This window comes from Achromobacter sp. Root565 (genome assembly GCF_001427425.1).
GTDB classification, from domain to species: Bacteria; Pseudomonadota; Gammaproteobacteria; order Burkholderiales; family Burkholderiaceae_B; genus Achromobacter; species Achromobacter spanius_D.
Genome location: NZ_LMGO01000001.1, coordinates 737483 through 762240 on the forward strand (window position 1 = coordinate 737483; position 24758 = coordinate 762240).

The window sequence follows — 24758 nt, forward strand, 5'->3', positions numbered from 1 at the left end:
GGAGCACAGGTGTACCCGATTGATTTCTTCTTCCGCGCGGCCGGGGTGTATCCGGACCGCGTGGCGCTCGACGGCCCCGATGGGCAGGTCACTTACGCGCGGCTGGCGGCCGACACCCGCGCTCTGGCCGCCGCCCTGCAGGATCTGGACCCCGAGCCGCAGACGCGCGTGGCGATCTGCGCCGGCAACTCGGCGCGCCACATCCTGGCGCTGCTAGCGGTATTGGCCAGCGGCAAGGTCTGGGTGCCGCTGAACTACCGCAGCACCGCGCGAGAGATCGGCCGCATCCTGGATGCGACCGAGCCGACCATCGTGATCGTCGACGAGGTGGGCGCGCCGCTCGTGCCGGTGGGGTCCGAGCGTCGCATCGTGCTGGACGACGCGGCCGCTGACCTGGCGCTGGACGCGCTGCTCGCGCGCTTTGCAGACCACGTCCCCACGCGCCATGCGCTACCGCGCGACGCCACGCAGGCCATCAAGTTCACGGGCGGCACCACCGGCCTGCCCAAGGGCGTGATGCAGCCGTATCACGCGTGGAATGCGGGCATCGTCAACCAGATCCTCAACTGGGGCCTTACCGCCGAAGACCGCTACGTGGTGTCCGCGCCCATCACGCACGGCACGGGCACCTATCTGTTGCCGGTGCTGGCGCAGGGTGGCGCGCACCTGCTGCTGGACAGCGTGTCGCCCGCCACCATTACCAAGGCATTTCGCGAGCGCGGCGGCACGCTGAGCTTCATGCCGCCCACGCTGATCTACATGATCATGGCGCAGCCCGGCGTCACGCGCGCGGACTTTCCGCGGCTGCGCAACCTGATCTACGGCGGCGCGCCGATGCCGGTCGAAAAGATTGAGCGTGCGCGCGCCTTCTTCGGCCCGGTGCTGGGCACGACTTACGGCCAGACCGAGGCGCCGCAGATCGTCACGGTATTGCGGCCCGCCGACCTGGAAGTGCCGGAAAACCGCGCGTCGGTCGGCCGCGTCACGCCGCTGTCCGACGTGGCGATCATGGCGCCCGACGGCACGCTGCTGCCGCGCGGCGAGATCGGTGAAGTCGTGGTCCAGGGCGATCTGGTGATGACCGGGTACTGGCGCCTGCCCGAGAAGACCGCCGAAACCATCGTCGACGGCTGGCTGCACACCGGCGACACGGGCCTGATCGACGCGCGCGGCTATCTGTTTCTGAAGGACCGCCTGCGCGACGTCATCATCACCGGCGGATTCAACATCTATCCCGTGGACGTCGAGAACGCGCTGTCCGCCCACCCGGCCGTGTACGAATGCTCGGTGTTCGGCGTGCCCGATGACAAGTGGGGCGAAGCGGTTCACGCGGCCGTCCAGCTTGAACCCGGCGCGCAGGCCGATGGCGACGCGCTCAAGGCGCACGTGCGCGCGCTGCTGGGCCCGGTGGCCACACCCAAACACATCCATTTCCACGACAGCCTGCCGCGCTCGAGCGTGGGCAAGGTGCTGAAGAACGCGGTGCGCGACGCCGCATTGAAGGAGACGCCATGAACAAGCCCGAAACCCGCCTCTGCGCCCATCACCTCACCGGCATGTCGTATCGCGACGTCGATCTGGTTGAAGACCTGATCGGCAAGAAGTCCTTTACCGAAGTCATGATCATGCAGATCCTCGGCCGCGACGCGCGCCCCGTGGACATGCGCATCGTCGACGCGGTGCTGGTCACACTGATGGAGCACGGCATGACGCCCAGCGCGATCGCCACACGCCTGATCTACATGAGCGCACCCGAGAATCTGCAGGGCGCCGTGGCGTCCGGCCTGATGGCCGTGGGCAGCCAGTTCGTGGGCACCATGGAAAACTGCTCGCGTCTTCTGGACCGCATCCGGCACGCATCCGACGGCCCTGCGGAAGCCTTGGCGATTGCCCGCGAACACCGCGCGTCGCGCAGCCCGCTGCCCGGCTTTGGCCATCACCTGCACAAGCCGGACGATCCGCGCGCGATCAAGCTGCTGGCGCTGGCCGAAGCCGAGAACGAGCTGAGCGGCGAGTCTGTCCAGGCGCTGCGCTGGCTGGCCAGCGCCATTGACGAGACCTACGGCAAGCACATCACCATCAACGCGACCGGCGCCGTGGCCGCGCTGCTCAGCGAGATTGGCGTGCCGACCGATCTGATGCGCGGCTTTGCCGTGATTTCGCGCGCGGCGGGCCTGGTATCACACGTGGCCGAAGAGCAGCAAAGTCCTTCCGGGCGGTACATCTGGGAAACCATCGACCACGCCATTCCGTACGTGGGCAAGGGCAAGACCCACCAGCAAGACGGCGGGCAGTCGTGAGCGCGGGATCCGGCGCCTCCCATTCCCATGCGCGCCTCGCCGGCAAGGTGGCGCTGGTTGCAGGCGCGGGCGCGTCGGCGCCGGGCTGGAGCATCGGCAAGGCCAGCTGCGTGACGCTGGCGCGCCAAGGTGCGGCCATCATCGCGCTGGACGCCAACCTGACCGCCGCCGAAGAAGCCGCGCATGAAGTCGAATCGGCCGGCGGCAGCGCGCTGGCGGTGCAGGCCGACGTGGCTGATGCGGACGCGATGCAGGCGGCGGTCGATGCTGCGTTGAAGCGCTTTGGCCGCATCGACATCCTGCAGGCCAACGCGGGCATCGGCAAGGTCGGCGGCCCTGAAGACATCTCGATAGCGGACTGGGACCGCATCCAGCAGGTGAACGTGACCAGCCTGCTGATCGCCACGCGCCTGCTGGCGCCCGTCATGCGCGCCCAGGGCGGAGGCGCCATCGTGGCCGTCTCTTCCATTGCGGGCATCCGGTACACCGGCTATCCGCATCTGGCCTACAGCGTCAGCAAGGCTGCGGTCATTCACTTTGCGCGGATGGCCGCGCAGCAATACGCCGCTGACCGCATCCGCGTGAACACGGTCATTCCCGGACTGATCGATACGCCACGTGTCGCCGGCAACGTCGCCAAGATGTTCGATGCAAACGACCTGGACGCCGCGCGCGCGGCGCGCGACCGGCAGGTGCCGATGGGACGCATGGGTACGCCGTGGGAAGTCGCCAATGCGGTGGCCTTCCTGGCGTCGGACGAGGCGTCCTACATCACCGGCACCGAACTGCTCGTGGACGGCGGCCTGACGGGCAAGTACGCCTGATGCGCAGTCCTACTCGGCCTTGATGTTGCCGCGCTGGACGACGGCGGTCCACTTGGCCACGTCGTCGCGGATGCGCTTAGCGAACTCCGCCGGCGTGCTGCCGACCGGCTGAAAGCCCAGCCCGGCCAGCTTGTCGCGCAGCGCGCCGTTGCGCACGGACTCGCCCAACGTCTGCGACAGGCGTTCGATGATCGGCTCGGGCACGCCGGCCGGCGCAATCACGCCGAACAGCGGCGAGATATCCACACCCGGCAGCCCCGCCTCGGCAAACGTTGGCACGTCTGGCAACTGGCTGGTGCGTTGCGGACTGGTGACCGCCAGCGCGCGCAGCTTTCCGGCCTTGATGTGTTCGAGCAGCGTTGGCACGGTGGCAAAGCCAAACTGCACCTGGCCGCCCAAGAGGTCCGTGATCACGGTGCCGCCGCCGCGGTACGGCACGTGCAGCACATCCACGCCCGCCTGCTGGCGCAGTTGCTCGCCGGCCAGATGCGGCCCGCTGCCTACGCCGGCCGACCCGAACGACAACGTGCCCGGCTGCGACTTGGCCAGCGCCAGGAACGACGCAATGTCGGTCGCCTTGACCGACGGGTGCACCACCATCACGAAGGGCGCCGTCGCCATCAGCGAGATCGGCGCGAAGTCCTTGATAGCGTCGTACGGCTGGCGATCGCCCAGCAGCGCGGGATTGATGGTGAACGTGGAGTCGACCATGCCGATGGTGTAGCCGTCCGGCGCCGACACCGCCAGCGCACGCGTGCCGATCGTGGTGCCGCCACCGCCGCGATTTTCCACGACAAAGGGCTGGCCCAGCGCCTCGGCATACACCTGACCCGCCATCCGGCCCAGCGTGTCGGTCGCCGCGCCCGGCGGGTACGGGATATACAGACGGACCGCCTTGTCCGGGTACTGCGCGGCGCGTGCCGCGAAGGACCACGGCAACACGGCGGCGCCCGCTGCCATGGCGGCGTTGTTGATCAGAAACGCTCTGCGCGATGGGTGCATGTCTTTGTCTCCTGGTTCATGTTCTTTGCGGCCTCTGGGGGCCTGTGGTGTTTCAGGCGCTGTACCGGCCCTCGGCAAGTTCCGCCTCCGGATCCGCGCCCAGTCCCGGGCCGTCCGGCACGTTGACCCAACCGTTCTCGATCGGCACGCGCTTTCCGTACGGCACGTGCGCCAGCTCGACATATAGGCGTTCCAGCGATACCTCGGCCTGCTGCGCGGCGATCAGGTGCAGGCTGGCGAGATAGCCAGGGCCAAAAAACGCTACCTGCGGCGCGCAGATGACGCTTGAGTCCGAGCACTTCTGCGCAATCCGCCACGCGGCGGTCAAACCCAGTTTGATGACGCTGGGCTGCACGTATTGCGCCGCTTCCGTGTCCACTACGCGCTCCAGGTCGGTGGCGCTGCTGGCGTTCTCGCCCACGGCCAGGGGAATGCCGCAGGTCTGCTTCAAGCGGGCCAGCGCGCGATCGTCTTCCGGCGGCCACAAGGGTTCTTCGATCCAGAATGGATCATGCGGACGCATGGCCGCGATGGCGGCTTCGGCTTCGCCCGGCTGCCAGGCGCAGTTGGTGTCCACCATGATCGGCACGCCGGGTCCCGTGCTACGGCGCACGGCGGCCAGCGCGTCGGCGGTGCGCTCGTGCAGCTTGATCTCGGTATAGCCTTCGTTCAGCGCGCGCGTGGTCACGGCGTCCAGGCGTTCGGCGTTGCCGTAATACTGCAGCAAAGACGCATACACGCGCACCCGCTCGCGGCGCTTGCCGCCTAGCAACGCATACAACGGCACCCCCGCGCGCTTGGCGCGCAGGTCCCACAACGCGATGTCCAATCCGGCCAGCGCGTGCACCACCGGGCCGGACCGCCCCAGATTGTGCAGCGTGCGCTGCATGCCCGGCAGCAGGGTGTCGTCGTCCGCGTCGCGCCCGCAGGCCAGCGGCGCGATCAGCGTCTCGAAGATGGCGGGCAAGGCGCGCGGCTCCACGCAATACGACTCGCCCCAGGCCACCGTGCCGTCTTCGGTCTGCACCCGCACCAGCGCGCTGTCCAGCTTGTCGCGCGGGCGGCCAGCAAACAGGGGCGACGGGCTCCAGTGATGGAACGGCAGGCGCAAGGGAATGCAGGTGACGGAAACGATGGTGTTGGCGGGCATGGCAGTGTGGCGTCGAGATGCGGAATGCAGGATGCGATGGGCTATTCTGGCGGCCGCCCGTTCATATGGTCAAATAGATGAATTGACTATTTCCATATGAATTCCATATGTTCAATCGGCGAGAACTTCTGCTGCTGCGCGCCATGTACCGGCTCGACACCGTCACCGCCGCGGCCGCCTCGGTCAACATGACGCAGCCCGCCGCCAGCGCGCTCTTGCGCGACATGGAAACGCGGCTGGGGTTTGCGCTATTCAGCCGCGAGAACCGGCGGCTGCACCTGACCAGCCAGGGCCGCGCACTGATACCCGAGGTGCTCAATGCGCTGGCTGGCATCGAGGCCGTGGACCGGCTGGCCGTCGACATCCGCCAGGGCGCTCTGGCGCGATTGGACGTGGGCGCCGTCGCCATCGCCGCGTCCAGCCTGCTGCCCCCGGCCCTGGCCGGCGTGCGCCGCGCGCATCCGGCGGTGGCCGTTACCGTGCGCGCCGGCACCGCGCTGGAAATCATCGAGATGGCCGTGGACCACCGCATCGACCTGGGCATCATCATCGGCTCGCCCCCGGATATCGACCGCGTGTCCAGCCTGCGACTCGCCCCGTTGGGACTGCATGCGGTCATGTCCAAGGACCATCCGTGGGCGAAGAAAGCCACCCTGACGCTGGACGAGGTGGCCGAGGCGGGGCCGATCGTGCTGGCCCCCGCCCTGCCCGCCGGCCGCGCGACGCGCCAGGCGCTAGAGGCGCGCGGGCTGCCTTATCGGCCGATCATCGAAGCGGCGCAGTCGTCAGCCGCGTGTGCGCTCGCTGCAGAGGGGCTGGGCGTCGCCATCGTCGAAAGTCTGGGCGCGCATTACGCCGAACGCCAGGGCCTCGTGGCGCGCCAACTGCTGGCGCTGGAGGATCCGGTGCTGGCGGTGGTGTGGTCGCGCGACCGGGCCATGAGCGCGCCGGCGCAGTTGTTGCAGGCGGGCTTGGAGGAAGAGGTTCGGACGTGGCTCGCGCGCGCGGATGCGCGGGCTGACGGACGCCAGACGGCGCGCGACCGGCGTCGCAAACCTCGCTAGCAGGCTTACCAGGAGGTCGTGTAGGCGCCGGGGAACTGCTTGGCGACAAAGGCTTTCACCTCGTCGGACTGGTAGGCCTTGATGAAGCGCACAATGCGCGGATCGTTCTTGTTGTCCTCGCGCGCGGCGATGACGACGGGCGCGAACGGCGCGTCCTTGCTTTCCAGCACCAGCGCGTCCTTGGCGGGCGACAGGCCGGCGGGGATCGCGTACGCCGAGTTCACGGCCGCGGCGTCCACGTCCTTGAGCGAGTGCGGCAGTTGCGCGGCCTCGATTTCGACGAACTTCAGGTTCTTCGGGTTCTCGGCGATATCGAAGATCGACGCCGTCACCGTCACGCCGTCCTTCAGCTTGATCAGCTTGGCCGCCTGCAGCACCAGCAGCGCGCGGGCGCCGTTGGTCGGATCATTCGGAATGGCCACCTTGCCACCCTGCGGCAGGTCGTCCAGCGACTTCACGCGCTTGGAATAGATGCCCATCTGCTGCACCACCGCGGTCGCCACCGGCACCAGCTTGTACCCGCGCGCCTTGTTCTGCGACTCCAGGAAAGGCTTGTGCTGGTAGATGTTTACGTCCAGCTCCTTGGCGTCCAGCGCGGCGTTCGGCTGGATGAAGTCGCTGAACTCGATCAGCTTGACCTTCAGGCCCTGCTTGGCGGCGACCTGCTGCACGACTTCGCCGATCTGCGCGTGCGGGCCGACCGTGACGCCCACTTTCAGCTCGGCGTCCTGCGCCATCGCCGAGGTGCCGGCAAATCCAAGAATGGTGGCGAAAACGGCGAGGGAATGGCGAAGGCGCATGGAAGTCTCTACAGGTTTGAAAGATTGAGGGTTCGAACATTGCTCCCGGATTCTAGTAAGGCCGCTTCAAAACCGGAAGCGATCAATATTCATATTGATATGCGGATTTCGATATAAACACCGCGATGACAGCGCCGGCGCATGCGGACACAATAGAGCCTGCTTTCATCCACCCGACCCGCCAACCATGTCCACCACCCCCGAACTCCATCCGCACGCGCGCGCGCTGCTGGCCGATCACTACGCCGCCGTCGACGCCGACCTGCCCGTCCTGCTCGACCTGCTGTTCGCGCGCAGCGCGGGCGAAGACTGGCACAAGGCCGGCACGTTCAAGCATCACCTGCTGGGCGTCTACCGCACGCTTGCGCTGTGGAACCAGCCGCGCGAAGTGCGCCTCTTGGGCCTGTTCCATAGCGTCTACGGCAACGAATACGTGGACCTCACCTTGTTTGACCGCGAACGCGAGCGCAACACGCTGCGCGACGTGCTGGGCGCCGAAGCCGAGGAATGGGTCAGCCTTTTTTGCGCGATGCCGCGCACGCGATTCGTGCAGGCCATCCTGCAAGGCCAGGGCACGGGACCGGAAGGGCTGACGCTGGAAGGCGCCGATGGGCAGGTCTTTACCTTCACGCCGCGCCAGGTCGCGGCGTTCACCGTCGTGTCCGCCGCCGACATCGGCGAGCAATGGCATAGCTGGCAGGACGAGATTTTCGCGGGCTATCCGCAGCAGCAGCGCCGCGACCTGAAAACGAACTGGGCCTCGTCGTTGTGGCCCGGCCCGCTGAAACCGCCGTCGAACATCCTGTCGATGCTGTCGCATCTGCTGGCGCCGCTCTCGCGCATGCCGCAGGACACCGGCATTCCCATCCCGCCCGCCTTTGACAATTGCCGCGCCACGCTCAGCCCGCGCGACGAAGCGGCGGCCAGCGCGCTGTATTGGCAGGTCATCACCCGCATGCACCCTCTAACCGAAATGGACAGCGCGCGGCACATGCTGGAGGCGGCAGTCGAACACAACCCGTGGGTCGGCGAGCCGCGCCTGCTGCTGGCGCAACTGGCGCTGACGGCTGGCGACTTCGAGGCCGCGGAGCAGCACGCTGCCGCGGGACTGGCCGCGCTTCAGGCGTGGGGCACCGCGTGGGACAAACGGATTGAATGGGCCGGATGGATGGCCTGGGCGCGCATCGAACTGCAAAATGCCCGGGCGCGCAAATGGCCGGAAAACCTGGCCGCACTGAACGGAATGGGCCTGGTGGAATAACGCCCGCCTACGTCCCTTCCCAGTGCGGACCGGGCACGACGATGTCGAACAATTCCAGGACGCGGGCCACGGTGTGGTCCACCATTTCCTCGATGGACGCGGGCCGGTGATAGAACGCCGGCAGCGGCGGAAACACGATGCCGCCCATTTCGGTCACGGCCGTCATGTTGCGCAGGTGAGCCAGATTGAATGGCGTCTCGCGCACCATCATCACCAGGCGGCGGCGCTCTTTGAGCGTGACGTCGGCGGCGCGCGTGATGAGGTTGTCGGACAGGCCATGCGCCACCGCCGCCAGCGTGCGCATGGAACACGGCACGATCACCATGCCCGCGGTCTGAAACGCGCCGCTAGCCAGCGTGGCGCCCACGTCGCGCACGCTGTGCACGTGGTCTGCCAGCGCATAGACGTCCTGGCGGCTGACATCGAGCTCATGCTTGATGTTCAGCACGCCAGAGGCGGACACCACCAGATGCGTCTCGACGTCTTCGACGTTGCGTAGCGCCTGCAGCATGCGCACCGCGTAGAGCGCGCCGGTGGCGCCCGTGATGCCGACGACGAGCCGCCGCATGATGGCGTTAAGCCGTGGCGCCGGATTGCTCCAGCAGCGTCTTCAGTTCGCCGGACTCGTTCATTTCATTCATGATGTCCGAGCCGCCGATGAACTCGCCCGACACGTACAACTGCGGAATGGTGGGCCAGCTGGAGAATTCCTTGATGCCCTGGCGGACTTCGTCGTCCTCGAGCACGTTGACCGTGACCAGCTTCTTCACGCCACAGCCTTTCAGGATTTGAATGGCCTTGCCGGAGAACCCGCATTGCGGGAACTGGGCGGTGCCCTTCATGAACAGCACGACGGGGTGCTGGGTAACGGTTTCGCGGATGAATTCTTGAACGTCGCTCATGGTGGTCTCTTGGACAGGCAAAACGGAATGGGTCAATTATAGGTACAGCCGGGAAAAGCGCCCGATTACCCGGGCGCGGCGCCGGTATATCCGGGGCAAACGCAACAACACGTGTCGGACCGGGCGAGCCGCGCGGGAAGGTGTCAGACACCCGGGTGACGGCGCGGCAACCTGAACGGGCATATCCAGGGTGTCAGACACCAGAGGCCCGGGTGTCTGACACCCCGACGAGAGGTTCTATGCCTTGAACGGGCGCATCGCGGGGTGTCAGACACCTGCGATCGGCAAACGCCCGCCCGAGATCCGCTCGATCCCCGCCAAATCCTGCCGGCTGTGCACGTCTGCAAACCCGGCCTGGCGCAGCATGTCGCGTACCTGCTCCGCTTGATCCCAGCCGTGTTCCATCCACAGCGAGCCGCCGGGCTTCAGGTGGGCGCCGGCGCCTTCGACAATGCGCGCCAGATCCTCCAGCCCGCCCGCGCCATCGGTCAGCGCGCCGCGCGGCTCAAAGCGCAGGTCGCCCCGGTCCAGATGCGGATCGTCGCTGGCCACGTAGGGCGGATTGGAGACGATCAGGTCAAAGCCCTCGCCGGCGGGCACGGCCTCGTACCAGCTTCCTTCCACAAAGCGCACCGCAGCCGTCAGATCCCAGGCGTTGGCGGCGGCCACGGCCAGCGCGGCCGGGCTGACGTCCGACGCCATGACCCGCGCGTCGCGCCGCGCCAGCGCAATCGACACCGCGATCGCGCCGCTGCCCGTGCCCAGGTCCAGCACCATCGGCCCGGTCAGGCCATCGATGCATTCCAGCGCGGTTTCCACCAGCACCTCGGTATCGGGCCGCGGAATCAGCACGTCGGGCGTCACCCGGAACCGGTGCCCCATGAATTCGCGATGGCCCAGCAGGTAGGCCATGGGTTCGCCCGCTAGCCGGCGCTGCGCCAAGGCCTCATACGCCGCCGCCACCTCCGGCGCCAGCGCATCGGTGTCGTGCGCCAGCAGCCACGCGCGCGGCTTGTTCAGCACGTGCTCCAGCAGCATGCGGACCTCCAGGCGCGGCAGCCGCGCGTCGAGCAGCAGACTCTTGATCTGAAGCGCGGTCATGGCGTCGGCCTTAAATATCGTCGCCCAGCGCGGCAAGCTGCTCGGCCTGATGCTCGGCGATCAGCGCGCCGGTCAGTTCCTCGAGGTCGCCTTCCATGATCTGCTGCAGCTTGTACAGCGTCAGGTTGATGCGGTGATCGGTCACGCGGCCCTGCGGATAGTTGTAGGTGCGGATGCGCTCGGACCGGTCGCCCGAGCCGATCAGGCTCTTGCGCTCGGCCGCTTCCTTGCTCTGGCGCTCGCGCTCTTCCTTGTCCTTCAAGCGCGCAGCAAGCACCTGCATGGCCTTGTCCTTGTTGCGGTGCTGCGAACGGTCGTCCTGGCATTCCACCACCAGCCCCGTCGGCAAGTGGGTGATGCGCACGGCCGAATCGGTCTTGTTGATGTGCTGGCCGCCCGCGCCGCTGGCGCGGAAGGTGTCGATGCGCAGGTCGCTGGGATTGATGACGATCTCCGACATCGCGTCGGCTTCGGCCATGATGGCCACCGTGCAGGCCGACGTGTGGATGCGGCCTTGCGCCTCGGTCGCCGGCACGCGCTGCACGCGGTGCGCCCCCGATTCGAACTTCAGCCGGCCATACGCGCCGTCGCCGTCGATGCGCGCGATCACTTCCTTGTAGCCGCCCAGCTCGGACGCGCTTTCCGACATCAGCTCGACGCGCCAGCCGCGCTGTTCGGCGTAGCGCGTGTACATGCGCAAGAGGTCGCCGGAGAACAGCGCGCTTTCGTCGCCACCCGTGCCCGCGCGAATTTCCAGGAACACGCTGCGCCCATCGTTGGGGTCGCGCGGCAGCAGCAAAAGCTGCAGCGCCGCTTCCAGCGTTTCCAGCTTGCCGCGCCCTGACTTGATCTCTTCCTCGGCCATGGCCTTCATGTCGGGCTCGGACAACATCTCCTGCGCGGTCGCGATGTCTTCCTCGGTGCGGGCGAACGCGGTGAAGGCTTCGACCACCGGGTCCAGTTCGGCGCGCTCGCGGGAAAGCTTGCGGAAGCGGTCCATGTCGGACGCGGTTTCCGGTTCGGCGAGCAGGGCATCGACCTCGATCAGGCGATGGCACAAATGCTCCAGCCGGCTGCGCATGGAAGATTTCATGAGGGGAAGACCAAGAGAGAAAACAGAAAAAGCGGGCGCCCACAAAGCGAACGCCCGCCATGAGGCGGGACGTGGGGCAACGCCGCTAACGGCGGGAGTCGCGGCCGGGGAAGAGGCGCGGCATCCAGGCAAGCAGTTGCTTGCGATCGTCGCCTTCGCTGCGGTTCAGCGCCGCAAGCGGGCCGTGCAGGTACTTTTGGGTCAGGCCGTGCGCCAGTTGCTCGAGCACGGCTTCGGGCGATTCGCCCCGCGCCAGCAGACGGCGGGCGCGTTCGAGTTCAGCGGCACGGACGTCTTCGGCGGCCTGGTGCAGGTCGCGGATGACGGGCACCACTTCGCGGGACTGCATCCAGTGCATGAAGCCCTGGACGCGGGTTTCGATGATGGCCTCGGCCTGCACCACCGCGGCGCGGCGCGCGTCGGTGCCAGTCTGCACCAGCCGGCCCAGGTCATCCACCGAATACAGGTAGACGTCGTCCAGGCGGCCGACTTCGGGCTCGATGTCGCGCGGCACGGCCAGATCGATCATGACCATCGGGCGGTGACGGCGCAGGCGCGTAGCCCGTTCAACCATCCCCAGGCCGAGGATGGGCAGGGAGCTTGCCGTACAGGAAACGATGACGTCGAACTCGGACAGCCGCTCGGTCAGGTCGGACAGCTTCATCGTGCTGGCCGAGAAGCGGTTGGCCAGCAGTTCGGCGCGCTCGGCCGTGCGGTTGGCCACCACCATGCTGCGCGGACGTTGCGCGGCAAAGTGCGTGGCGCACAATTCGATCATTTCGCCCGCGCCGATGAACAGCGTGCGGGCCTGGTCCAGATTGCCGAACACACGCTCGGCCAGGCGCACCGCGGCGGCGGCCATGGACACGGATTCGGCGCCGATGGCGGTCTGCGACCGGACTTCCTTGGCGACCGAGAAGGTGCGCTGGAACATCTGGTGCAGCAGCGTGCCGAGCGATCCGGCTTCGCCGGCGGCGCGCACTGCATCCTTCATCTGGCCCACGATCTGGGTTTCGCCCAGCACCATGGAATCGAGGCCGCTTGCCACGCGGAAGGCGTGACGCACGGCGTCGTCTTGATGATGGCGATAGAGGTGCGGGCGCAGCGTGCCGGCGTCCAGACGGTTGTGTTCAGCCAGCCAGGCGGGCAACTGATCCGCCACGTGGCCGTCGGCCGCGCAGTAGATCTCGGTGCGATTACAGGTGGACAGGATGGCGGCTTCGCGGACAGAGCCGCCAAATGCCGAACGCAAGCCTTCGAGGGCGGGCTTGACCAGATCGACGGGCATGGACACGCGTTCGCGGACCGACACCGGCGCGGACGTGTGATTCAGACCGAAGGCAAGGACAGCTACCGACATGTGTGAGGGATGGCGGAAAGCCACCCGCGGCTAAGCGTTAAGTACTGCCACTATAAGATCAATGCGTCGCAGCCCGCTTGTCGCGCATCAAAGGTGCGAAAGCATCCGGCTGTAACAACAAAACCGCTGGTGATTATACTCCTGCGGGTTATCCCCAGGCCATTCCCGGCCCCAATTGCGGCCAGATGGCGTCCATTCGTGCCCTGGAGCCAACAGTCGGGGGCTTTGCTGCCCGTCCGCCGCCCAGTGTCGTGCTCGGGCGCGAAAAAAAGAGACGCGTCACCCAGCCCGGCTGGCACAACCGAAAAAAATTGTGTATAGTTGCGGACTTCGTTGGCCTGGTAGCTCAGTCGGTAGAGCAGAGGATTGAAAATCCTTGTGTCGGTGGTTCGATTCCGCCCCAGGCCACCAAAAGAATTTCCGGGAGCTTCGGTTCCCACAAAAAGCCCAGCCTTGCGCTGGGTTTTTTGTTGGTGGCGGCGCTGCGCCGCACGTGTTTTATTGGTGGCGGCGCTGCTCCGCTACGAGTTTTGTTGTTGGTGGCGGCGCTGCGCCGCCACGTGTCCCGACATTTTGTGTATAGTGGCGGGCTTCGTTGGCCTGGTAGCTCAGTCGGTAGAGCAGAGGATTGAAAATCCTTGTGTCGGTGGTTCGATTCCGCCCCAGGCCACCAAAAGATTCAAGCACTTAGCCCCGCCCGGTTCTGCCAAGGCGGGGCTTTTTGTTTGGCGCGCCCGTCTGGCAACGCTTCTTACGTTCGCTTTTGCCGTTGGCGGTCTTGCAGCCATTCGCGAAATGCGAATGACGCCCCTCCCGCACCGCCCCCTTCTTGCCCGCCGCATTTCGCGATATCGTGACATGCCGTCCCGCAGCTGAATCCCCGTAACCGCACGCCCGTCCCCCACCACGGAGTCGCGATATGCGCGCCCGCGCACGAATAGTCTTCTGCCTCTTTGGCCTGGCCCTGGGATGGGCGGGCGCGGCGCTTGGGGCGGAGCCGCCGGCGCCCGCCACGCAAACGCCGGCCGCCATCCAGATGGCCGAGATTCCCCTGCGGGCCGACACCGATTTGCGCTACGCCGAAGGCGTCCTGCAGCGCGCCTCCACGGCGGATCCCGTTTCCGCGCTGATGCCGCCGCTGGACGCCATCGCCAAATCCGCCGACGAAAAGCTCTACGAATTCCAGCCGGCGCAGCTTCGCAACTTTCCGATCATGCGGCTCGAAAGCCTGGAGCGGCACTGGATTTTTGATGTGCGGCGGCTGGCGCGGTGGCAGGTCGAGATGCGGCAGGCGACAGCGTGGTACGCCAGCGATGCGGCCGAGTTGCTGCGGCGGCGCACGGCTTGGCAGGCGATCAAGGATGCGCCGGGGGCATCTGGGCTGCCTGCCGCGTTGGCTGAGCGCATCGACGCGGTGATCGCGCAACTGGCGGCGGCCAGTCAGGCGCTGTCCGGGCCGCTGTCGCGCCAGGTCGAGCTGGAGCAGCGGGCCAGCGCGATCGAGGAACAGATCAAGGCAGGTCAGCGCCAGGTGATGGACGCGATCGATTATGTCGACGCGCGGCTGCTGCGTGTGGATTCGCCGCCGCTTTGGGCGTTGGACTGGTCCGGAAGATCCGACCAGGACACCATGAATCTCCTGCGCGAAGGCCTGGACATCGAAGTCCGGTTTGCGCGCGACTACGGCGCCGCCGGCGCCAGCAATCAGCGCGCCCTGCACACCTTGCAACTGCTGCTGCTGCCGCTCCTGCTGTGGCTGGCGCGCAAGAGCCGCAACGCCATCCGCACTGGCGTCATGAGCGAAACGGCCGCCGGCGTGCTCGGCCGGCCCATCTCCACCTGGGTTTTGCTGTCCATGATGGGCGTGCTCGCCCTTGAGCCGGACGCGCCGTTGATGGTCCAGCAGATCGCTTTGGTGCTGGCAGCGGTGCCGGTGATGCGCCTGCTTCCGCCCGCCAGCCGCCGATATCTGGATCACTGGCCGCGCGTCATCACCGCCCTGTTCCTGGCCGAAAGGCTGGGATTCCTGTTTCTGGCCAACACCCTGTTCTACCGGTTGTCGACCGTGGCAGCGGCGTTGGCGGCCCTGGCGGCCATCCTCTGGCTGCTGGCGCGCGGGCGCCGCCAGACCTATCCGCCCGGATCCGAGCGACTGGTGCGCGCCTTGCGCGGCGTGGCCTGGGGCGCCGCTGCGTTGCTGTGCATGTCGCTGGGTGCGAACCTGATCGGCAATGTGTCGCTGTCCGAAATGCTGACCAGCGGCATCATCGGTAGCGGCTACTTCGGGCTAGTGCTGTACGCGGGCGTCACCGTCATCATCACCCTCCTGCAGCTATTGCTGGCGCGCCAGGGCATCTCGCGCTTCCGGCTCGCGCGCGAGCACGCGCCGCCGCTGGTCCAGCTGCTGATCCGTTTATTGAGCGCTGCCGCGGTCGTGGGCTGGGCGGTGTACACGATGGATCGCTTCCGCGTGCTGCGCTCGACTTACGCCTTCGTGACGCAAGTGCTGTCCTACACGCTGGAAGTCGGCGAGGTCTCGATCAGCCTGGGCAACATCCTTGTCTTCGCGATCTCGGTGCTGATCGCCTTTTGGGCCGCCCGCGCCGTCCGCATCATCCTGCACGACGAGGTGCTGACCCGCATGTCGCTGCCGCGTGGCGTCGGCAACAGCATTGCCTCGCTGTCGTACTACCTGGTGCTGCTGCTGGGGCTGGGCATCGCACTGTCCGCTGCGGGGTTTCAGACCAGCCAGCTCACCATCGTGTTCGGCGCCCTGGGTGTGGGCATCGGCTTCGGCCTGCAGGGTGTGGTGAACAACTTCGTGTCCGGGCTGATCCTGATGTTCGAGCGGCCGATCCAGCCGGGCGACGTGGTGGAGATCAGCGGCACGTCGGGTCAGGTGCGCGACATCGGCATGCGCGCCACGCGCATCAAGACCTTTGAAGGCGCCGACGTGATCGTGCCGAACGGCACGCTGCTGTCCGAGAAGCTCACCAACTGGACCATGCTGGACCGCAGCCGCCGTATAGAGGTCAGCATCGGACTGGCCTACGGCACCGATCCGAGGCAGGTGCTGGAACTGCTGGATGGCGTGGCGCGGCAGACGCCGGGCGTGGTGACCGAGCCCGCGCCGATGGTGCTGTTCATGGGATTCGGCGCCAGCACGCTGGATTTCAGCTTGCGGGCGTGGACGTACGACTTTGACCGCTGGATCGAGATCCGCAGCGACATGATGGCGCGGATGTACGACGCGCTGCGGGAGGCGGGCATCCAGATTCCCTTTCCGCAGCGGGATCTGCATTTGCGCAGCGTGTCGGAGGAGGCGAGCCGAACCTTATTCGACGCCAGGCCGCCTGGACCGGACGCCCCGCATCCGGGGTGAACCGGCACTCCCGCCGTCAGGCGGGAACCATCACCGGCACCGTCAGCCCATTCTTCACCCGGCTCATCACCACCAGCGTCGAAAACCGCTTCACATTCGGATTGCCCCAGAAATGGCGCTGCGCAAACACTTCATACTCGGCCATGTCGCGCATGGTGAGCGTCAGCACGAAATCGACTTCGCCCGTCACCGACAGGCACTGCATGATTTCGGGCGCGGTCTGCATGGCGCGTTTGAAATGGTCGAGCTTGTCGGCGCGCTCGCTTTCCAGCGATACCAGCACCACCATCGTGATTCCGCGCCCGACCGCGGCGGGATCGACCACCGACACGTCCGCCGTCACCACCTTGGATTCGCGCAGCCGCTTCATGCGCCGCAGGCAGGACACCGGCGACAGGTTCACGCGTTGCGCGACGTACTGGCTGGTGCGCTGGTTGTCTTCCTGCAGGCTTTGCAGGATCTGCAGGTCGAAATCGTCTAGTTCCATAAGGCGCTCGGAACGCGTGTGCGGATGGAGAGTGGCGCGGAAGGCGGGTATCGGTTGATTCTAATCGCGGCCGCGATGCGAACCGTCGCGAATTCGACGGGAAACTTCATTTCGAGCGTGCCGGACGCAGGAATTATTCAAGCGGCTTGCTTACACTGGGAGCCCTCAGCCCGCGCCGCCGGGAATTTCCACGCTGCACCCGCAATGCCCTCACTCCAGCTTTTCCTGCTTTTCCTGGCCGCCGATGCGGCCTTGAAGCTCACGCCCGGCCCCGACATGGCCCTCACGCTGTCGCGCGGCATGACGCAAGGGTTTCGTCCCGCCTTCCATAGCGTGCTGGGCAACGTGGCCGCCGGTTTCATCCAGGTTCCGGCCGTCGTGCTGGGACTGGCCTCCGTGCTGCGGACCTTCCCCACGCTTTTCGTGGGCATCAAAGCCGCGGGCGGCCTGTATCTGGGTTACCTGGGCGTCAAGGCGATGATCCGGTGCGCGAACGCCGCCGAAGTGTCGCTGGCGGCCCGGCCGGGCGACGCGCGCGACGCCTTCTGGCAGGGATTCATCACCAACCTGCTCAATCCGAAGGTGCTGCTATTCATGATCGCCTTCCTGCCGCAGTTCACTTCGCCGGACAATGGCCCGGTCTGGATCCAGATGCTGGTACTGGGCGTGACGATGAAGGCGCTCAGCCTGCCCTACGGCAGTTGCTTTGCGTACGGCGCGTCACGCATCCGCGGCTGGGTCGCGCGCAATCCGTGGTTCCTGCGCGCGCAGCAAGGCATTCTGGGCGCGATCATGCTGGGGCTGGCGATCTACGTGCTGGTATCCACGGCGATGAATCCGCAACCCTGACCGTCCGCCCCCGCGCCGAATCACCCCAGCACAAGCGTTATTTCACAAGCCCCGTCCTTCCATGACTGCCGCCACCTTGAACAACGGACACAACAGCGCCGCGTCCACCCTGCTTCCCACCTTGTCGCTGATCGGCGCCATGGCCTCGCTGTGCGTGGGCACGTCGTTCGCGAAATCGCTGTTTCCGGAAGTGGGCGCGCAGGGCACCACCGCGTATCGCATCGTCATCGGCGCCATCATCCTGCTGGCCTTCTGGCGGCCGTGGCGCTTTCCGCTGACGCGCCGCAACGCCGCGAAGATCGCCCTGTACGGCGTGACGCTGGCGTGCATGAACCTGCTGTTCTACATGGCGCTCAAGACCCTGCCGCTGGGTATTGCCATCGCCATCGAATTCACGGGACCGCTGACGCTGGCTGTCGTGCTGTCGCGGCGGGCCATCGACTTTGTGTGGATCGCCTGCGCGCTGGCCGGCCTGATTCTGCTCATCCCCACCGGCCAGTCCGTCCACGACCTCGATCCGCAGGGCATCGCGTACGCGCTGGGCGCTGCCGTGTGCTGGGCGCTGTACATCATCTTCGGCAAGATGGCCGGCAACGTTCACGGCGGCCAGGCCACGTCGCTGGGCCTGCTGGCGGCCGCGATGGTCGCCCTGCCCGTCGGCGCAGCCCACGCGGGCATGGCGCTGTTGGATCCCAAGCTGATCCTGGCCGGCGTGGCCGTCGGCATCCTGTCCAGCGCACTGCCGTATTCGCTGGAAATGGTGGCGCTGCGGCGGCTGCCCCAAAAGACCTTCGGGGTGCTGCTCAGCATGGAGCCCGCAATGGGCGCGCTGGCCGGTGTCGTGGTCTTGAACGAACACCTGTCGCAGACGCAGTGGCTGGCGATTCTCGGCATCATCGTCGCGTCCGCCGGCTGCGCCGCGACGGCGCAGCGCAGCCGCAAGGCGCCGGTCCCCGCGCCAGATTGATCAGACGGACGGTGTCTCACCAGGTGTCTGACACCCTGGGGAGAGGCTCGTCAGTTTGCAGCAGCATCTCAAAGGGTGTCAGACACCTTCGCAAAAGGTTTCTCATCAAGTGTCTGACACCCCGGGGAGAGGCACGTCAGTTCGCAGCAGCGTCTCAAAGGGTGTCAGACACCTTCGCAAAAGGTGTCTCATCAGGTGTCTGACACCCTGGGAAGAGGCTCGTCAGTTCGCAGCAGCGTCTCAAAGGGTGTCAGACACCTTCGCAGCAAATCTCGCCAGCTCGCCATTAACCAAAGCCCGCCTCGCGCTGCGGCAGCGATAGCGGGTCGAAGTCTTCCCAATGGTTGTTGCGCCAGCGGCCGTTGGCATGTTCCACGTCGGCGCCGCCGGCATCGCGCAGGATGCGGCATGCCAGCAACTCGCGCTGCGGCCGGACCCGCACGGCGACCATGACGCCGGCCTGGCGGACCTCGGCATGGGAATCGGGATTGAAGTGGCCGTGCTGCGTGGTGCCGTGACCCGTCACCCAGAGCGCGCCAAACAGCGACCCGAGATACGCACCGACACCCGCCGCGGCCAGGATTGCGGCCGTGGAGTCGCTGAGTTCCGCCGCGACGAATCCGCCGAACACCGCAAATACGGCCCCCACGCCGCCGGCGCCCAGATAGGCGCCCATGTCGGCGCGCCCCGCGTCCGGATCGGAACGCCGGTCGCCGCCATACGGAAAGCGGCCGTGCTCGCCGGCGGGATTGACGTAGAAGGTATGGATATCCCAGTCGGGAAAGCCGCTGGTGGCAAGGCGGCTGGCGGCGGCCTTGGCGGCTTCGAAGCCCTCGAAGCGGGCAGCTACGATCAAAGACATGGCAGTCTCCTCGCCCGCGGTCCGGGCCGGATGCGCATTGTTTTATCGTACGCCCGCGCAGCCGCCGTGCACGCCCGCGTTACACCTTGCCGCCGCTGTTACCCGGCCGCTGTTACCCGGCGCCCTATTCCGCGGAAAGCCCCTTGCCCTGGATGACCGCGCCCCAACGCTGGTGCTCCTGCCGCGCATAGGCACGAAAGGCGTCGGGCGTGCTGCCGGCCGGCTCCATGCCCTGCAGCGTCAGTTGCTTGACGACGTCCGGCGATTCCAGCGCTTGCCGGATCGCCTGGCTGAGCTGTTCAACGATGGGTGCGGGCGTCCCGGCCGGCGCGACCACGCCCTGCCAGGCCGCCGCCTCGAAGATCGGACCGCCCGCCTCGGCAAAGGTCGGCACGCCCGGCAATTGCGCGGACCTGTTGGCGGACGGCACGGCAATCGCGCGCAGCCTGCCCGCCTGGATCAGCGGGCGGGCGGCGGCAAGGTCCGCCATCATCAGCGGCACCACGCCAGCGGCCACATCCTGGAGCGCGGGCGGCGACCCTTTGTACGGCACCGCCGTCGCACGGCCACCAACGGTTTCCATGAACAGTTCCATCGCCAGATGATGCGGACTGCCCACGCCAAGCGATGCATAGCTGCCGCGCGGCTCGCGTTTCAGGTACGTCTTGACGTCGTCCAGCGTGTGCAGACCCGAGTCCGGCGCGGCCACCAGCACGATGGGAAGCGCCACCAGCGTGGACACCGGCGTCAGGTTTTTCTGCGGATCGTAAGGCAGATCGTTGTACAGCCACGGGTTGAGCGCCAGCGTGCTCATACCCGCGGTCAGCACCGTGTAACCGTCCGGCTGGGCGCGCGCGGCCTCTTGCGCGGCGACGATGGTGGCGGCACCCGGACGGTTCTCGACCACCACCGGCTGCCCCAGCGTCTCGCCGACATGGCGGGCCACGATGCGGGTCGCCAGATCGCTCCCGCCCCCCGCGCTGAACGGCACCAGCCACCGGATGGGCCGATCGGGATAGTCGGCCGCCCACGACGCGGCTGGCATGGCCGCGGCCAGCGCCGCCGAAAACAGCATGCGCAGCATGCCCTGGAACATGACGCTCACTCCTTTTGAACTTCAAATACGCCGATTGTTGCCGATCAGGCGCGCGCCGCGCTCAGCCAGCGCAAGCCGGCTGACGTGGAACCTGCGGGACGGTACTCGCAACCGATCCAGCCGGTGTACTGCAATTCGCGCAGCACGCCGAAGATCCAGCCATAGTCGAGTTCGCCCCGGTCCGGCTCCTGGCGCAGCGGCACACCGGCGATCTGCAGGTGGCCCACGCGCCCGGTGGGCAGGTACTCGCGCAGTTTGGCGGTGACGTCGCCCTCGACAATCTGGCAGTGGTACAGGTCCATCTGCACCTTCAGGTTGGGCGCGTTGACCGCCTGCACGACGGCATGTGCGTCCTCTTGGCGGTTCAGAAAATAGCCGGGGATGTCGCGCGTGTTGATCGGCTCGATCAGCAGCGTGACGCCGGCAGAGCGCGCCTCACGGGCGGCCCAGTCGAGATTGGCGTGATAGTAGTCCAGCATCGCCTCGCGCGATGCATCGGGCGGCGCAACGCCCGCCATCACATGCACATTGGAACAAGATAAAGCGGTGGCATACGAGAGCGCCTGCTCGATGCCGGCCTGGAACTCGGCCTGCCGGCCCGGCAGCGCCGCCAGCCCGCGATCGCCCTGCGCGGTGATGCCGGGCGGCGCGTTGAACAGCACCTGCGCCACCCCGGCGGCATCCATGCGCTCGCGCACGAACGCCGCGGGCGCTTCATACGGAAACATGCACTCCACGCCCGCGTAGCCGTCGGCCGCGGCCGCCGCATAACGGTCCAGGAACGCATGTTCCGTGTACATCATCGACAGATTGGCGGCGAACTTCAGCATGACGGGCTCCTGGCGCGAGGTGCCGCCGCGGACGGCGGCACCTGCCGAAAATAGCACAGGCCAGCGCCGCCCCCAACCCGATCAGTACGTCATGCGCACGCCCAGCAGCACGCTGCGGCCGGGCAGCGGCGCAACCGTCGAGATGAACGAGGCGTGGTTGTAAGCCAGCTTGTTCAGCAGGTTGGTGCCGCGCAGGAAGACCTCGTAGCCGGTGGCGCCGTACTGGCCGCGATACGCGACCACCGCGTTGACCATGTTGTAGCCCGGCGTGGTGTCTTCATAGGCCGCGATGTCCTTCTGCGCGAACACGCGTGCGTATTCGACGCCGCCCGACCACTGCTGCCACTTGAAGTTGCCCCGCACGCCCGCGCGCCCGGCCGGAATGCGCGGCAGATTGCCGTCGCCACCCGTCAGCTTGCCGCGCACGTAGTCGCCGAACACCGCCGCCGAGAAGATCGGCGTGAACTGGTGCCGCAGCTCGCCTTCCACACCCGTGAACTCCGCGTCCTGCTGCGTGTATTCGATCAGGCGGAAGTCCTCGTAGCGGTCCAGCGTGTTGGCGTAGATGTAGTTCTTCACGCGGTTGTGGAACACGCTGGCCGAGAACGTCGTGTCGCCCGAATGCTTGCGCAGGGTCAGGTCGATGTTGTGCGACGTTTCACGCGTCAGGTCCGGGTTGCCCAGTTCATACGTATTGGTGGCGATGTGGATACCATCCGCATACAGCTCCTGCGCGTTGGGCAGGCGCTGCGAGCGCGACAGCGACAGCGCCACGGAATACTGCGGCGCAAAGTCCCAGATCGCGGCGGCCGACAGCGACGTGCCCGACAGGCTGCTGCGCGACGCGCCACCCGACGGCGACACGCGCTGCCAATCCTGGCGCGCGCCCAGTTCGAAGCGCCAATCGTTCAACTGGTATTCCTCCAGCAGGAACACCCCGGTCGAGCGGGTCTTGCTGGGCGGCAGGAACGCTTCTTCGCCTTCGGCGCTGAAATCGCTGTACGCGTTCTGCAGGCCGATCACGCCGCGCCAGCCGGCGATGGGCTTGTGCTGCAGCTCCACCCGCATGTCGTAGCCCTTGTTCTTGAAGCGCGTGCCGACCTCGCCGCCCTCGATCTCGTCGTGCTGGTAATCCGTCAGGCCGCCGCGGAAGCGGATCTTCTCGAAGCCGGCAAACGGATCCTGATACTCGGCGCGCAGATCCATCCGGTTGCTGCGCAACTTCACGTAGGGAACGCCGCCATGCTCGTGATCGTGGTCGTGGCCTTCCTCGCCTTCGTCCCCATGATCATGGTCATGGCCGCCGCAGTGCAGATGCGTGCCGTGCGGGTGGCAGCCTTCGTATTCGTGGTTGTGGCCGGGCAGACCGTATTCGCTTTGCAGATGCGTGAACGCCACGCCCACATAGCCGCGCGGCGTGATCCACGACATGCCCACCGAGCCCTGCGTCGACTCGCTGTACGAGCCTTCCAGCTTGCCGCCGGGCCAATCGGGAACGTCGTAGTCGCTGGTGCGCCGCTTCATGCCTTCGACCCGCACCGCGAACTGGCCTTCGCCCGCCGTGATGCCCACCGCGCCGGCGCGCTCCTTGGTGCCGGTGGCGCCGCGCAGTTCCGCTTCGGCCGCGATGCCCTTTTCCGGCACTTCGGTCGGGATCTTTTTGTCCACCACGTTCACCACGCCGCCGATCGCGCCGCCGCCGTACAGCAGCGTGGCCGGGCCGCGCAGCACTTCGATGCGGTCGGCCAGCAGGGGCTCGACGGTGACCGCATGGTCGGGGGAGATGGCCGAGGCGTCCATCACTTCGGACCCATCGGACAGCACCTTCACGCGCGGCGCGGTCTGTCCGCGGATTACCGGCCGGCTGGCGCCGCCGCCGAACGTGTCGCTATTGACGCCCGGCAGGTTCTTCAGCGTTTCGCCCAGCGTGCCGTTGCGCTGCTCGATCAACGCATCGCCTTCCAGCACCGAGGCCGGCAGCGTGGTGCTGTTCAGGTCCAGACCCAGCGGATTCGCGGAGACCGTGATCGGCGCCACGGTCTGCGTGCGTGCCTCGCCTTCGGTCTGCGCCTGGGCGACGGGCGCCATCAGCATCAACGAGCACACTAGCGGCGCTTTCCCCATCCCCAGCTTCTTACTGTTCATCTTTACTCTCTCGGATGTTATATCATTACAAACCAGCAGCCGGATGATATAACATTTCATAGCCCATGCACCGTCATCCAGAAACGACAAAGCGCGATTCCCCAGCAGGAATCGCGCTTCGGTGACGCGGTCACTGGTGCAATGCGGGGCACGGCGCCCCGCCCGCGATCATCCCGCCTTGAACTCCTTGTTCCAGAACTCCAGCATGTCCGCCTTCTTTTCGGTCAGCGCCTTCAGGTCGTATGCGTGCAGCAGCTTGACCTCGGCGTCCGAGAAGCCCACGCGCTTCAACGCCTCCGGCAGCGACGCGTTGGTCACGGTAGGCGCATAGCCCATCTTTTCGGCAAAGCCGATCTGGCCCTGGGGATCGAGCATGGCGTTCAGGTAGGCCCACGCCGCATCCTTGTTGCGGCTGTTCTTGGCAACGGCGGCTTCAAACGACACCGGCACCGACCCTTCCTTCGGGATAACGAAGCCCAGCGGCAGCCCGCTGTCCTTCCATTGCAGCGCGCGCGCCTTCCACATGACGGCGATCGCGATCTCGCCGGACTTGAAGGCGGCCGCGACGGCTTCATTGGACGGGTAGATGCGGGGCGCGTTGGGCTTGAGCTTGGCCAGGAACCGCTTGCCGCCCTCAAAATCCTTGGTGGTGCCGTCCGCGCCCAGGCCCACGAAGACCGAGTTGTAGAGGTAGAGAATGTCGGAAAAGCCGACCTGGCCCTTCCACTTGGGATCCAGCAACACCTGCAGCGAATCGGGCGGCGTCGGGAATTTCTCGGTGTTGTAGACCAGCGTCATCGCGCTGAAGATGTGCGGAATCGAGTACGGCGTCTTCAGCGTGTCGATGGCATTGGCCAGGTTGGGCAGCTTCTTGACGTCCACGGGCTCCAGCGTGCCGGAGCGCTCGGCGTCATACATGTCGACTTCACCCAGCAGCGCCACATCCATGCTGCCGCGGCGCGAGTTCTTTTCGGCGCGCAGTTTGGTGACCCGGCCCACGGCATTGCCCGTGTCGTAGACCACCTTCACGTCCTGCTTGGCGACGATGGGGTTGATGATCTGCTGCAGCAGATTTTGGTAATCGCCGCCCCAGGTGCCGACCACGATTTCCTTTTCGGCGGCGTGGGCCATGCCGGGCAGCCAGCCCAGGGCGGGCGCAAGCGCCAGGCCGGAGGCGGTCTTGATGAAGCCACGGCGATTCAGGTTTTTCTCTTGCATGACAACCTCGTATCGAAGGGAACTGACGACTAGCTACGATGCACCGCGCGGCAGGCCAGTCTGGC

The 24758-nt window shown here is 66.5% G+C and carries 22 protein-coding genes and 2 tRNA genes; 10 read left to right on the forward strand and 14 right to left on the reverse strand.

Annotation, left to right across the window (positions count from 1 at the left end):
- Positions 1-9: 9 nt before the first annotated feature.
- Genes ASD71_RS03265 through ASD71_RS03275 form a run of 3 tightly spaced genes read left to right on the forward strand, consistent with a single transcriptional unit; the run spans position 10 to position 3124 of the window.
- Entirely contained in the window at positions 10-1515 is a 1506-nt protein-coding gene (locus ASD71_RS03265; protein WP_056559822.1) for a class I adenylate-forming enzyme family protein, read from the forward strand.
- A complete protein-coding gene (locus ASD71_RS03270; RefSeq protein WP_056559823.1) occupies positions 1512-2300 on the forward strand; it encodes a citryl-CoA lyase in 789 nt (262 codons plus the stop codon). The genes ASD71_RS03265 and ASD71_RS03270 overlap by 4 nt, the downstream gene beginning before the upstream one ends.
- Complete coding sequence (locus ASD71_RS03275) at positions 2297-3124, forward strand: SDR family NAD(P)-dependent oxidoreductase (protein WP_056559825.1); 828 nt, start codon at positions 2297-2299, stop codon at positions 3122-3124. Before ASD71_RS03270 ends, ASD71_RS03275 begins: the two co-directional genes overlap by 4 nt.
- A 9-nt stretch (positions 3125-3133) precedes the next feature.
- Here ASD71_RS03275 and ASD71_RS03280 read toward each other — a convergent pair whose 3' ends face one another.
- Together ASD71_RS03280 and ASD71_RS03285 are read right to left on the reverse strand one after the other, a co-directional pair.
- Positions 3134-4126 (reverse strand): tripartite tricarboxylate transporter substrate binding protein, encoded by a 993-nt coding sequence (locus tag ASD71_RS03280; RefSeq protein ID WP_056559826.1) that lies wholly within the window; start codon positions 4124-4126, stop codon positions 3134-3136.
- 52 nt (positions 4127-4178) lie between these two features.
- Positions 4179-5276 carry a mandelate racemase/muconate lactonizing enzyme family protein gene (locus ASD71_RS03285; protein WP_056559828.1) on the reverse strand — a complete coding sequence of 366 codons (1098 nt, stop codon included), beginning with the start codon at positions 5274-5276 and terminating at the stop codon, positions 4179-4181.
- A 107-nt stretch (positions 5277-5383) separates the two neighbouring features.
- On the opposite strand from ASD71_RS03285, the gene ASD71_RS03290 reads away from it, so the two are divergent.
- A complete protein-coding gene (locus tag ASD71_RS03290) occupies positions 5384-6340 on the forward strand; it encodes a LysR family transcriptional regulator (protein ID WP_056559830.1) in 957 nt (318 codons plus the stop codon).
- A gap of 5 nt (positions 6341-6345) precedes the next feature.
- On the opposite strand, the gene ASD71_RS03295 is transcribed toward ASD71_RS03290, so the two are convergent.
- Positions 6346-7140 (reverse strand): MetQ/NlpA family ABC transporter substrate-binding protein, encoded by a 795-nt coding sequence (locus ASD71_RS03295; protein WP_056559832.1) that lies wholly within the window; start codon positions 7138-7140, stop codon positions 6346-6348.
- A gap of 187 nt (positions 7141-7327) precedes the next feature.
- Between ASD71_RS03295 and ASD71_RS03300 the strand changes: the two genes are divergently transcribed.
- Positions 7328-8401 carry a DUF6817 domain-containing protein gene (locus tag ASD71_RS03300; protein ID WP_056559833.1) on the forward strand — a complete coding sequence of 358 codons (1074 nt, stop codon included), beginning with the start codon at positions 7328-7330 and terminating at the stop codon, positions 8399-8401.
- A 7-nt stretch (positions 8402-8408) separates the two neighbouring features.
- Here ASD71_RS03300 and ASD71_RS03305 read toward each other — a convergent pair whose 3' ends face one another.
- The 5 genes from ASD71_RS03305 to hemA all read right to left on the reverse strand — a co-directional run bounded on the left by ASD71_RS03305 (position 8409) and on the right by hemA (position 12857).
- Positions 8409-8969, reverse strand: coding sequence for a UbiX family flavin prenyltransferase (locus ASD71_RS03305; RefSeq protein WP_056559835.1), 561 nt, complete (start codon positions 8967-8969; stop codon positions 8409-8411).
- A gap of 7 nt (positions 8970-8976) precedes the next feature.
- On the reverse strand, positions 8977-9303 hold the full coding sequence (gene grxD, locus ASD71_RS03310; RefSeq protein WP_056319914.1) for a Grx4 family monothiol glutaredoxin: 327 nt from the start codon (positions 9301-9303) through the stop codon (positions 8977-8979).
- A 267-nt stretch (positions 9304-9570) separates the two neighbouring features.
- The gene (prmC, locus tag ASD71_RS03315; protein WP_056559837.1) at positions 9571-10404 is read right to left on the reverse strand and encodes a peptide chain release factor N(5)-glutamine methyltransferase; all 834 of its coding nucleotides are present in this window, start codon (positions 10402-10404) and stop codon (positions 9571-9573) included.
- Positions 10405-10414: 10 nt separating this feature from the next.
- Positions 10415-11497, reverse strand: a complete 1083-nt coding sequence (prfA, locus tag ASD71_RS03320; protein ID WP_056559838.1) for a peptide chain release factor 1 — start codon at positions 11495-11497, stop codon at positions 10415-10417.
- An 85-nt stretch (positions 11498-11582) separates the two neighbouring features.
- On the reverse strand, positions 11583-12857 hold the full coding sequence (hemA, locus tag ASD71_RS03325) for a glutamyl-tRNA reductase (RefSeq protein ID WP_056559840.1): 1275 nt from the start codon (positions 12855-12857) through the stop codon (positions 11583-11585).
- Positions 12858-13192: 335 nt separating this feature from the next.
- Between hemA and ASD71_RS03330 the strand changes: the two genes are divergently transcribed.
- The 3 genes from ASD71_RS03330 to ASD71_RS03340 all read left to right on the forward strand — a co-directional run bounded on the left by ASD71_RS03330 (position 13193) and on the right by ASD71_RS03340 (position 16239).
- Positions 13193-13268: transfer RNA gene (locus tag ASD71_RS03330), tRNA-Phe, on the forward strand.
- Between the two features lie 186 nt (positions 13269-13454).
- Positions 13455-13530 (forward strand) — tRNA-Phe (locus ASD71_RS03335).
- Positions 13531-13776: 246 nt separating this feature from the next.
- Positions 13777-16239, forward strand: coding sequence for a mechanosensitive ion channel family protein (locus ASD71_RS03340; protein WP_056559841.1), 2463 nt, complete (start codon positions 13777-13779; stop codon positions 16237-16239).
- 16 nt (positions 16240-16255) lie between these two features.
- On the opposite strand, the gene ASD71_RS03345 is transcribed toward ASD71_RS03340, so the two are convergent.
- Positions 16256-16726 (reverse strand): Lrp/AsnC family transcriptional regulator, encoded by a 471-nt coding sequence (locus ASD71_RS03345; RefSeq protein WP_056559843.1) that lies wholly within the window; start codon positions 16724-16726, stop codon positions 16256-16258.
- 204 nt (positions 16727-16930) lie between these two features.
- Here ASD71_RS03345 and ASD71_RS03350 point away from each other — a divergent pair, with 204 nt between their 5' ends.
- Both ASD71_RS03350 and ASD71_RS03355 read left to right on the forward strand, forming a co-directional pair.
- Positions 16931-17575, forward strand: coding sequence for a LysE family translocator (locus ASD71_RS03350; protein ID WP_082578768.1), 645 nt, complete (start codon positions 16931-16933; stop codon positions 17573-17575).
- A 61-nt stretch (positions 17576-17636) separates the two neighbouring features.
- The gene (locus ASD71_RS03355) at positions 17637-18542 is read left to right on the forward strand and encodes an EamA family transporter (RefSeq protein ID WP_056559845.1); all 906 of its coding nucleotides are present in this window, start codon (positions 17637-17639) and stop codon (positions 18540-18542) included.
- 286 nt (positions 18543-18828) lie between these two features.
- Here the strand turns inward: ASD71_RS03355 and ASD71_RS03360 are convergent, their stop codons facing one another.
- From ASD71_RS03360 to ASD71_RS03380, 5 genes are all read right to left on the reverse strand, one after another.
- A complete protein-coding gene (locus ASD71_RS03360) occupies positions 18829-19404 on the reverse strand; it encodes a hypothetical protein (RefSeq protein ID WP_056559847.1) in 576 nt (191 codons plus the stop codon).
- Between the two features lie 124 nt (positions 19405-19528).
- Complete coding sequence (locus tag ASD71_RS03365; RefSeq protein WP_056559849.1) at positions 19529-20500, reverse strand: tripartite tricarboxylate transporter substrate binding protein; 972 nt, start codon at positions 20498-20500, stop codon at positions 19529-19531.
- Between the two features lie 44 nt (positions 20501-20544).
- On the reverse strand, positions 20545-21330 hold the full coding sequence (gene otnI, locus ASD71_RS03370) for a 2-oxo-tetronate isomerase (protein ID WP_056559851.1): 786 nt from the start codon (positions 21328-21330) through the stop codon (positions 20545-20547).
- 81 nt (positions 21331-21411) lie between these two features.
- Positions 21412-23424, reverse strand: coding sequence for a TonB-dependent receptor domain-containing protein (locus tag ASD71_RS03375; RefSeq protein WP_156395167.1), 2013 nt, complete (start codon positions 23422-23424; stop codon positions 21412-21414).
- A 219-nt stretch (positions 23425-23643) separates the two neighbouring features.
- Entirely contained in the window at positions 23644-24693 is a 1050-nt protein-coding gene (locus ASD71_RS03380; protein WP_056559855.1) for an ABC transporter substrate-binding protein, read from the reverse strand.
- Positions 24694-24758 lie beyond the last annotated feature (65 nt).